Source organism: ANME-2 cluster archaeon, assembly GCA_014237145.1.
GTDB lineage: Archaea > Halobacteriota > Methanosarcinia > Methanosarcinales > Methanocomedenaceae > Methanocomedens_A.
The window spans coordinates 1-10,365 of the sequence record JAAXOC010000058.1 but is presented as its reverse complement, the minus strand read 5'-3'; the positions used below and the strand labels follow the sequence as shown (position 1 = coordinate 10,365).

The 10,365-nt window shown below is 45.2% G+C and carries 12 protein-coding genes; all 12 read right to left on the bottom strand.

The window, feature by feature from the left end; genetic code table 11:
- Nucleotides 1–703, bottom strand: a 703-nt coding sequence (locus HF974_07795) for a transposase (GenBank protein ID MBC2698221.1), incomplete at its 3' end; no start/stop codon positions are given.
- A complete protein-coding gene (locus HF974_07790) occupies nt 700–852 on the bottom strand; it encodes a DUF2080 family transposase-associated protein (protein MBC2698220.1) in 153 nt (50 codons plus the stop codon). The genes HF974_07790 and HF974_07795, both read right to left, overlap by 4 nt.
- Nucleotides 853–958: 106 nt before the next feature.
- Entirely contained in the window at nt 959–1,384 is a 426-nt protein-coding gene (locus tag HF974_07785; GenBank protein MBC2698219.1) for a TMEM165/GDT1 family protein, read from the bottom strand.
- Nucleotides 1,385–1,396: 12 nt separating this feature from the next.
- Nucleotides 1,397–2,209 carry a hypothetical protein gene (locus HF974_07780; GenBank protein MBC2698218.1) on the bottom strand — a complete coding sequence of 271 codons (813 nt, stop codon included), beginning with the start codon at nt 2,207–2,209 and terminating at the stop codon, nt 1,397–1,399.
- 529 nt (nt 2,210–2,738) lie between these two features.
- Nucleotides 2,739–2,915 (bottom strand): hypothetical protein, encoded by a 177-nt coding sequence (locus HF974_07775; protein ID MBC2698217.1) that lies wholly within the window; start codon nt 2,913–2,915, stop codon nt 2,739–2,741.
- 84 nt (nt 2,916–2,999) lie between these two features.
- Entirely contained in the window at nt 3,000–4,265 is a 1,266-nt protein-coding gene (locus HF974_07770) for an ATP-binding protein (GenBank protein ID MBC2698216.1), read from the bottom strand.
- A gap of 451 nt (nt 4,266–4,716) precedes the next feature.
- On the bottom strand, nt 4,717–5,679 hold the full coding sequence (locus HF974_07765) for a hypothetical protein (protein MBC2698215.1): 963 nt from the start codon (nt 5,677–5,679) through the stop codon (nt 4,717–4,719).
- 286 nt (nt 5,680–5,965) lie between these two features.
- Nucleotides 5,966–7,246 carry an iron ABC transporter permease gene (locus tag HF974_07760; protein MBC2698214.1) on the bottom strand — a complete coding sequence of 427 codons (1,281 nt, stop codon included), beginning with the start codon at nt 7,244–7,246 and terminating at the stop codon, nt 5,966–5,968.
- 16 nt (nt 7,247–7,262) lie between these two features.
- The gene (locus tag HF974_07755) at nt 7,263–7,433 is read right to left on the bottom strand and encodes a hypothetical protein (protein MBC2698213.1); all 171 of its coding nucleotides are present in this window, start codon (nt 7,431–7,433) and stop codon (nt 7,263–7,265) included.
- A 135-nt stretch (nt 7,434–7,568) separates the two neighbouring features.
- A complete protein-coding gene (locus tag HF974_07750; protein MBC2698212.1) occupies nt 7,569–8,537 on the bottom strand; it encodes an iron ABC transporter permease in 969 nt (322 codons plus the stop codon).
- A gap of 58 nt (nt 8,538–8,595) precedes the next feature.
- Entirely contained in the window at nt 8,596–9,297 is a 702-nt protein-coding gene (locus HF974_07745; GenBank protein MBC2698211.1) for an ABC transporter ATP-binding protein, read from the bottom strand.
- A 62-nt stretch (nt 9,298–9,359) separates the two neighbouring features.
- On the bottom strand, nt 9,360–10,365 hold a 1,006-nt coding region (locus HF974_07740; GenBank protein ID MBC2698210.1), incomplete at its 5' end, for an iron ABC transporter permease.

Sequence of the window (10,365 nt, the reverse complement as noted above, 5' to 3'; positions counted from 1 at the left end):
TGTCTATATTGAGTTTGAACTTGTGCTTGACAGTTTTCTTTTCATTTTTCTCCATTTCAGCAAGTTCCTTTCGAATTTTAGAATTTTTTGGAACAAAAATCAGATACGGATAGTTTATTTTTGACAACGTGAGCATAAGCTCCTTGCTGTAAAATCCTCTGTCGAATAAAAGAAGTGATATTGATTTTATCAATGGTTCAATCACACTCAAACACCAGGCCACAGTATGTGCCATATTATGCCCCATCCTTACAGGCACTGATATCAATGGGATTTTTTGAGGAATGTCAGAACTAACTATCGCACATGTCAAGAACTTCCATTTACCAGTAACTGCTTTTTCTCCCGTCCAACCATGAATCCAAAACCCCTGTGGGTCGCCATAGAAATCTTCATCGGTATAATCGAAGGCTAACACGACATCTTTCTCATTTAATCCAAATCGTGTTCCTAATATTTCCACCGTTTTCAGGTATTCCCAGTAAATGTTTGATATTGGTACGTTTTTTATTGCCAAATGGAGTGAGTCTGCACGATTTCCAACGGTTTCTACGTAAGTGTTTGCAACAGAAGCCTTTAGGAGTTCTCGCTCATAATGAAATCCAGAAAGAAATTTTCCTTTTGGTTTTAGATTCAAAGAACGATCGATGAATGTGTCCAATGTCTTAAGAGTTCTAAAAGCTCTAGCGGGAGCAATTGTCATATTATCACCAGATAAACCGTACGGCCAAGATACTCCTTTGGACAATCAACTTTGGCACTGTTTCCAAATTTTGTAACTTTGCGAACGAAAAAACCCTCTATACCGTCAATTTCTAGATGAGTATGTGGTTGTATCTCTATTTTCCTCATAGGATATCCTATAGATATCCTATTATTTGAAGATTATTATATGTTTCGTATCGGGTTCAATTATTTCGAAAATTCTAATCAAAGTGTGGATAAAATGAATGAAATTTCAATAGTTATTCGGAGATACTGACTGGGCCGAAAGTGCTATTACAGCAAGCTCGGTCTTGTCACCCAGTTCTGCAAGTGCTATTAGACTAAATGCAGTCATGAAAGCACTGCGGGCTCCAAGGTTTTTTACATCGCCATTGTCATCATCGTCACCATCGTCATTCATCAGGATAGTTATTACCCCGAACAATATGAACAGCAAGCCTGCTACGATCCCAATAATCCCAGGGCCGATAAAGGCAACTACCACTTCACCCAAACCCACTGCCAGCGCAGTCAATACTATAAAAGCAGCCATCAAACCGGCAAACACATGTGTCCTGGAATACCTGGCAGACAGTGCTATTATTATCAACTGGGTCTTATCGCCCATCTCTGCCAATGCGACAAGTCCGAATGTAGCAAGGGCAGGGGTTATGTCCATGTGATTCCCCGCTCACGGGGCAATCACTGCAGCAGCCTCGGTAAACATCTGATCAGAAACTTCATTCACCTTCTCAAAAGGCGCATGTACATCTACCATAATGAAATATTCATTCTGCACAGTTTCTCCATGCAGACAGAGCAGGTCGGTGTTAGCCTGTGCTATATAACTCGTACCTTGCCTTCCAATTGGTAGATATGCTCCACTGCTGAGGCTGTCCCAAAATATGTACATTCCATAAGGCCTGCCATTGCCTTCGAGATAACCTTGCCATATCCAGAAGGTTAGATTTCCATACGATTTTTGTAAAGTATTCCACCCCATCTCGGTAGTATAATAATTGAGGACTTCCCTGGCAGCTTCGGGACTTTCCATCTTATATACCGAATATTCTACCTCGAAATCAGTTAGTACGGATTCGCTCAGATATATCAAATTAGCCTGGTCCTGCACCTTTGAAATGAAACGTCCACCAGTCTCTTCATTCATTGGGTCCATTAGCAATGTCACACGCCTCATCCCACTGATATTGTCCGGGAAAAATGCGGCAAATTCAGGTTTAAGGACTGGTTCAGGGATATTACCAGTAAATAATATGGGATGGATGTCAGTACTTATGTCAGGTGGTGGGCCAGTGGGATAATCTGCCTGGTTGGTTCCGCCACCGGATAGCAGGTATGCGATCACCAGTAATAATCCGGCAATGATAGCTATGTAAGGTAAATTGTTGGTCTGTCCTTTACTGCTATCTGTCTTTGGAATCTGCTCACTGTGGTTATTCGGGGCAGTATCATTTGTTTTAGTACTTCGTTTCTTTTTAGCCAAAAAAATCACTTTTTTTTATTTTATATAAAGTAAAACTTGCTCCATCTTCAACGCAGTAATTCTAATATTATCGAGACCGTTACATTACATGTTGGTATTATCAAACTAACCGCAGACGAACGACGATAAACGCGGATGTGCTGCCTGAAAATCTGTGTTCATCTGTGGTTTAATTAAATTCACCAACACGAATTGTAACGTTTTCCTATTATCAACAACCTTATATTTGATTATTGTATGCTTCAACCTTTACATGCAGAACTCTTCTCACTGTGCGGCATATATTTAAAGATATACTACGCCGCATCTGTTTTTTGTAACTTTCTGCCATAGAGAGCACTGAGAACACCGAGATGCTTTTTCCGCCCAAAACTCCTCTCTATGTGCTCTCTGTGAGCTCTGTGGCAGTCATATAAAGTTCCAAATTATACTTACGGAGTAGTATAGTCACAATTGGGACGTATTTAGCCTGGCTAACACAGATATTCTTCACATGCGGCAATTTCATCCAACAACCGATTGCTTACCCTCAAGTGTACATCCGAATCCTCCCTCTGGCCAGCTTCAGGCCAGCAGCACCCACATCCACTGACACCATCCCGATAAACAAGGCCGGAACTGTAGCACACACTCCAAGACCTGGCAGCCCTGTGGTCCGGCCGGATCTCCTACCGGGCAGATCTGCCAGGACTCCAGAGCATGGCAACCAGGATGATCACTGCAGGATGAGGATTTTTAACAGTAAGATAAAATCGTATAGTAAACCCCACAGGCAGAAGAGAGCACAATGTTAAATGTTATTGCCCGCATTATCGAGTACAGAGGAAATGAATGCGAACGGCAGGTATAATACACCATCACTTTCCTTTAGAACTTCCCTTGATGCAATAACCGTCCTGTATGGCTCATACTTCTCCTTAAAATGCATAAGGGATTTTGTCTTGCGCTGGTAGCCGCTCTTTGATTCTATAGCGATAAGCCTTCCTTCCTTTTCCACAATAAAATCCACTTCTGCCTTGGATTTGCTTCTCCAGAACTTTACTTCCACACCCACATACGCCAGCTGGGAAAAAATAAATGCCTCATTCAGCATGCCGATATCCTGCCTCATACTGTATGGCCTGAAATCATCAATAATGGTATTCCTGAACCCATTGTCAAAAAAATATACTTTTGGAACCTTGATTATCTCAGTCCTTTTGTTGGTAAAAAAAGGAACAATCCTTTTGCATATAAATGTCTTCTCAAGAATATTGAGATGCCATAAAAGCCCCTTATAGTCAAAACCCGAAACCTCGCCGAGACCTGCATAGGATATAAGCCCGCCAAGTTCTATTGATAGCGCCTTGATCAGTCTGCTCAGGTTGAAATCCGTTGTTAAGCTCAGCATATCCTTTATTTCCCGTAAAAAATAAGTGCTGTATATATTCTTCAGAACCAGCCTCTTTTCTTCACCGGACTTTGAGATTGCAACCCTGGGATATCCGCCATAAACAATATACTCATCATAGATTTCGTTTAGCATTTCCATAAGCGGCTTGCTAAGCACAGGCAATTCGCCATTTTCATACAGATACGCCCGAATTGCATCTTTCCTGCTCAGGTAGGTATCAAAAAGCTCCTCATTTTGGTATCTTAGAAACTCTTCAAAGGAAAGTGGATACAGGTTGAAGACAAAGATCCTGCCTACGAGATATTTTATGCCATGAATTGTAAGTCCGGGTGCAGAAGAGCCTGACACCAATATTTTTGTATCCGGGTAATGGTCATAAATGTACTTTAACTTCTGCCCCCCTTCCTTTGCATACTGGAACTCATCTATGAAGAGGTACCGATTATTCTTTGCATAAAGTTCTGCAAAGGTTTGCTCATCTTCAACGAACATCTCAAGTGCCATCCTGTCATCAAAACTTATGAACACTGCATTTTCAAGAGTCTGGAAAATATGCTTGAGAAGAGTTGTTTTGCCAGATTGCCTTGGCCCGAGAATTGCAATTATTTCAGGTTTGTCAAGATTCTCCTTTATTAGGCTCTCCAGATTTCTGGTTATATACACCACAATAATAACCCTGCTGAAATTATATTTAATTAAATATTAGCAGGGATAAAATATAAAGATATGCATGGATGTGCAATATAAATCAATATCTCCATTCATATGCTGAGAATCCCGGCCCAAAAATTAAATATCGTTCCCCATTAAATTATATTGACAGATGGCGCGTGAGAAACAGGAAGAATGGTGTGGACGACGCTCATGCAAGTTAATCCCTGATGAGTGGATGTATGATATAAATTATATATTTCAACAGCTATGCACGCCTCCGGCAGCACCCAACAACACTCGCGATTGCCGCCCAAATCCAGTGTTGAGCTTGCCAGGAAGTACCTGCAGAACCTGCCAACGTGAGTGTGTATCCTGCCAAGGAATTCTTCCACAAGTTTGTGCACAAAAACAGGGATTGTCCTGGAAATGTTGGCTTTAATCCTGTTATCCCTAAGTTCATCTATATTACCAATAATACTGCTATCAATAAAACATCTATTGCAAGGGTCGCTGCACCATTGACTGCAACAATTTTGCCTCCCAGCTTCGGACCAAATAGTGACACATGCAGCGGTAACGAATGTTTTACGAATCGTGTTGAGAACGATATCACATTACCCAGTAACAGTGCGATCAATACTCCTTTTGTCGATATCATCCCATCGCCCAGAAGGCTGCCCGAAAGTACCATTCCCGAATATGTGTTCACGATCTGTGTTGCACTGATCAGTGCAATCTCGCTTTCCAGTCCAAGAATGTTCGTAACCGGATCCAGTATCTCTGAGAATGATTGGAATATGCGTAACTCCATCGCCACTGATGTCAAAAATAGTGTTATAAACATTATGGGTGTAATCCTTTTCAGCATTTTATATGTGCTGGCAGCACTTTTATTCAGTGCATGTTTCTTATCTATCGAAGTATGGGCGGGATTTAAGACGGATGATTGTGAGTTGGTGGATTGGTTGTCGATATCTTTTAGCCACAGTCTTGCAAGAAAAATTCCAAGACATGTTTTCACGAGTGCGACAAGCCCTCGCAGGCACACATAGATCACTCCTGTAGTGAATCCGAGGATCGGGATCGCTACCGGTATGAAAAACGTGAACAGATGGGAGAGAATACTTGGAAAAGAGGTGATCAGCGAGACTGCGAGAACCTCTTTTTCAGATATTCTTTTATCGTTCAATCCCTCAGATAGCATAGAGTAACCGGCAGTACTGCTGAACGTACATGTTACAACAGAAAGTGCCGATGTCGCGCTGATCCTTGCTTTAGCAGATAAAGGTTTGACCAAACTGTCAAATTTCCTCATCAGCCCGAGATTAACAGCGAGACCCGTTGCAAAAATGCCAATGGCAATGATTGGAACGATTTTTATCACATAATAAGCAGCATATAACAAAGACGTGGATATTATCATTGAGTTACCTTATTGAGTTTGACAAACGAAATTCGTAATTTATATGTTCGCATTGAGATGCCACACGATGGCTTAGTCATCTTGTCCATGTCGCAGACATCTCATGTGCACCGGTGTCAGCATGCTTCCAATCCGGTTCCTTGAAGTGATTCCTTCAGCATTCCAGGTAGATCCAACTCTCTCATTCTTGCCGTACCACCTGATTGATATGTCTTACCGGAATGATATATAGTCTCTCTCCATTGCTCTGCACCAGAGCTTCCACGCCATAGGCACGTCTGATGTTCTATGATGTGAGCACCGATTTTCTTCCCTCTCGCACAATGAGATACACAAGAAACGGAGCACCCATCAATGTTGTCAACACACCCACAGGTAAGATAACCGTTTTTGCCACCAGGTCCAATCCAAGTAGCAATACTGCGCCAACAAGACCTGATATCGGGATTACAAACCTGTGATCATCTCCGATGACCAGACGACAGATATGAGGAGCCAATAGCCCGATGAATCCGATCATTCCTGTGAAGCAGACCGTGATTGCGACCAGAAGACTTGCAACAACCATTGCATAAGTTCTGATGCGCCTCTCATCTACACCAAAGAGTGATAGTATGAAAATCAGCAGGAGTAAGGGGATCACACAGAATAGCATTGTCTTAGCCATGTATATCACCACGTCCCATGATGATCGATTGAGGTCGCCGACCATCCAGAAGACCGTTCCCATCACAGCTTCTGCCTTGCCAAAATACATGAGTATCGTCGTTATCGCAACGGAGAGGATCATCATCACGATACCCATCAGTACGACCCGTTCGGGGGTCGCCCACCTGCGTCTCGAGATATAAAGGATAATCGCTGTTGCTATCAGGGCAAAGATTCCGGCAACTCCCAATATCATGAAAGCTTCCCCTTCAATAGATGCACCGCCAATGATTATGGCAATAGGTGCGCCACACGCTACCACTGATGAAATCCCGAGTGTATATGGCGAAGCAAGCGGATTTTTGAGTGCCCACTGCATGATAGCGCCCGCAGTCCCAAGACAGAAGCCAGTCAGTATGGCAAGGAGGATGCGTGGAATCCGGAGATTCCAGATGCAGACATCCGCAAGCCATGTCGACTCGTGCATCCTCATCTCACCGTTCGTCCCCTTGACTTCCAGGTTCTCGCTTCTGCCACCTTCAATCCTCAACCACGCTTTCCCGCTATCCATCCTATCGAGTGTTATTCTGGCTGAGTTCTCGCCATCGGCGATTGTAATCGTTCTGCAGTCATCGGATTTGCTGATCTTTGCATCCTCTGCCCAGTCGATACCATACTCAGCCCAGAGGTAGTTGCGGAGTCTCTCACTATCGCTTCCCGGAACATCGTCCCATGTGAAGATATATTTTGACTCAAAGTGATCGGGAAAGGTTTTGCATAGTATCGAAGAATAGGCATCGTCTACGGTTACATCTAAAGCTCCGGTGGTTGCGAAAATGCCCACCAGAGCCACGATTGTGAGCAGGAGGAATAGCACAAAGAACACTATCATCCATATTGACGGTTTCGACTTAGACATGATCACAATCTCCGTGTCACACCGGTCTCACCGGAATGATATATGGTCTCTTGCCATCGCTCTTCACCAGGGCTTCCACACCATAAGCACGTCTGATATTCTCGAGAGTGAGCACCGACCCAGGATTCCCTGCGGCAAATATCCTGCTATCAACAGCTATCAGAACGCCCGCTTTCTTCACAGGCATCGACGCTATACCATGAACGAGCATCGCTGCTGGCTGATACATCCGTGCACGTACATGAGAGCGACGGATCTTGCCTGTTTCGTGTTTATTCATTTAATTAAAACTCCTATAATATACATATATTTTTCATGTATATCACACCGCCTTTCTTCCCTCTCGCACTATGAGATACGCAAGTAACGGAGCACCCATCAATGTTGTCAACACACCCACAGGTAAGATAACCGGTGAAATAACCGTTCTTGCCACTAAGTCCAATCCAAGTAGCAATACCGCGCCAACAAGACCCGATATAGGGATTACAAACCTGTGATCATCTCCGATGACCAGACGACAGATATGAGGAGCCAATAGCCCGATGAATCCAATCGTTCCTGTGAAGCAGACCGTGACTGCGACCAGAAGACTCGCAACAAACATTGCATAAGTTCTGATGCGCCTCTCATCTACACCGAAGAGTGATGGCATGAAGATCAGCAGGAGTAAGGGAATCGCACAGAGTATAATCGTGCCAGCCATATATGCCAGTACGTCCCATGATGATCGACTGAGGTCGCCGACCATCCAGAAGACCATTTCCTTCACAGCCTCTGCCTCGCCAAAATACATGAGTATCGTAGTCAATGCACTGATGAAGAGTGTCATTATAATGCCCAACAGTACGATCCGTACTGGGGTCGCCCACCTGCGTCTCGAGATATGGAGGATGATCGCTGTTGCGATCAGGGCAAAGATTGCGGCAGCTCCCAATATCATGAAAGCTTCCCCTCTAATAGATGCACCGCCAATGATTATGGCAACAGATGTGCCGAACACCGCTGTGTGTGAAATTCCAAGTGTATATGGCGAAGCAAGCGGATTTTTGAGCGCCCACTGCATGGTAGCGCCCGCAGTCCCGAGACAGATGCCTGCTAATATGCCCATGATGATGTGGGGAAGCCGCAGATTCCAGATGCACACTTCTGCAATCCAGCTTGGTGCATAGCGGTCCGGGAAGAACTTGTGCATGATTGCAGAATAGGCATCATTCACAGTAATGTCCGCAGCTCCGGTGGTTGCGAAAATGCCCACCAGAGCCACGATTATGAGTAGAAGGAAGAGCACAAAGAGCGCTATCATCCATGTTGAAGGTTTCGACTTAGACATGATAACAATCTCTGTGTCACACCGGTCTCACCGGAATGATATACGGTCTCTCTCCATCGCTCTTCACCAGAGCTTCCACACCATAGGCACGTCTGATATTCTCGACCGTGAGCACCGACTCAGGATTCCCTGCGGCAAATATCCTCCCGCCATTCATCATGAGCAGTCTATCTGTGTATCTCGAAGCAAGGTTCAGATCATGGATCGCCACGATCGCAGAGATACCTTTCCTCTTCACGATGCCTTTCATGATATCCATCACCTCAAGCTGGTGTCTGATATCGAGATTGCTTGTCGGCTCATCCAGGAGGAGAATATCCGCTTCCTGCGCAAGTGCCCTTGCGATCAGGACCTTCTGCTGCTGACCTCCGCTGATCTCGTTAAAGTCCCTCATCGCAAACTCCATGATCCCAAGCAGTTCCAGCACCTCCAGCACCGTATCTATGTCCTCTTCGCTGCTCTTCCAGCCAAGATGCGGGCGTCTGCCCATGAGAACAGTATCAAAGACGGTAGCAGGAAAAACACGCGTGGTGGTCTGGGGCACATAACCCATCTCTTTTGCAATCTCCATTCTCGTCATCTTGCTGACGTCATTTTCATCCAGGAGTATTTTTCCACCTCTTGGAGTCAGGATCCGGTCGATACACCGGATCAGCGTGGATTTGCCGGCGCCGTTCGGACCGACGATGCCGATTACCTCTGATCGATCCAGTTCCATGGATATGTTCTCGAGAACCGGCGTGCTGTTGTAGCCGAATTCAACATTGTTTACTTTTAGTTTCACCAGTATTCCCTCCTTCTTCTCATTATAAGATACAGGAAGAGTGGAGCTCCCATAAATGCGGTAACTGCTCCGACAGGTAGGATTACAGGGGCTATGATCCTTCTTGCCACAAGGTCTGCGCTGATGAGAATTACCGCACCCAGGAGACCAGAGACCGGGAGCACGTACTTGTTATCGCCTCCGATAGCCAGGCGTGTCATGTGCGGAGCAACGAGTCCGATAAACCCGATCGTGCCTGTGAAGCAGACAATGGTTGCAACAAGCAGCGTCGAGACCACCATCGTGATGACTCTGGTGCGCTTCACATTGACGCCGAGACTCTTCGCGGTCTCGTCTCCCGCACCCATCACATTGAGATCCCACGACTTAAGCATAAGTAGGGGGGCACAGCATGCAAGCACACCGAGTATGATCGTCACAACGGGCCATGATGCTCTGTTGAGGTCGCCAACCATCCAGAAGACCGCTTCCTTCACAGCCTCTGCCTCGCCAAAGTACTGGAGTATCGTTGTCATCGCACCAAAGAGATACATCATCGCAATGCCAGCCAGGATCATGGTCTCTGGTGTTGCGCCCTTGCGGCTCGACAATGCCAGGATGATAAACGAAACCAGCAGAGCAAATACAAATGCATTTCCAATGATCAAATATTTCCCACCGACGATGCCTGCACCAGCGAGAATCGCAAGTGAAGCACCGAATCCTGCGCCTGATGAGATTCCGAGCGTGTACGGGCTTGCAAGCGGATTTCTTAGTATCGCCTGCATCACTGCACCTGCAAGCCCAAGACCTATGCCTGCTATGATGCCGAGGAAGATACGTGGCAATCTTAGTTGCCAGACCACGATCTCTTCAGTTGTGAAATATTCCCTGGCAAATTCACGGATCCCATGAACTATGATAAAATCAAGATTTTGGAGAATCGTGACAGAGCCACGCCATATTATTGAATAAACCTCTTTGACTGTGATAGGGTAAGAACCAAGCGTCGTGGAAACACCT

Excerpts from the sequence above, each read along its gene's own strand:
- HF974_07785 (MBC2698219.1), bottom strand. The coding sequence starts at position 1,384 with ATGGACATAACCCCTGCCCTTGCTACATTCGGACTTGTCGCATTGGCA.
- HF974_07760 (MBC2698214.1), bottom strand. The coding sequence starts at position 7,246 with ATGTCTAAGTCGAAACCGTCAATATGGATGATAGTGTTCTTTGTGCTA.
- HF974_07765 (MBC2698215.1), bottom strand. The coding sequence starts at position 5,679 with ATGATAATATCCACGTCTTTGTTATATGCTGCTTATTATGTGATAAAA.
- HF974_07790 (MBC2698220.1), bottom strand. The coding sequence starts at position 852 with ATGAGGAAAATAGAGATACAACCACATACTCATCTAGAAATTGACGGT.
- HF974_07755 (MBC2698213.1), bottom strand. The coding sequence starts at position 7,433 with ATGCCTGTGAAGAAAGCGGGCGTTCTGATAGCTGTTGATAGCAGGATA.
- HF974_07745 (MBC2698211.1), bottom strand. The coding sequence starts at position 9,297 with ATGGAACTGGATCGATCAGAGGTAATCGGCATCGTCGGTCCGAACGGC.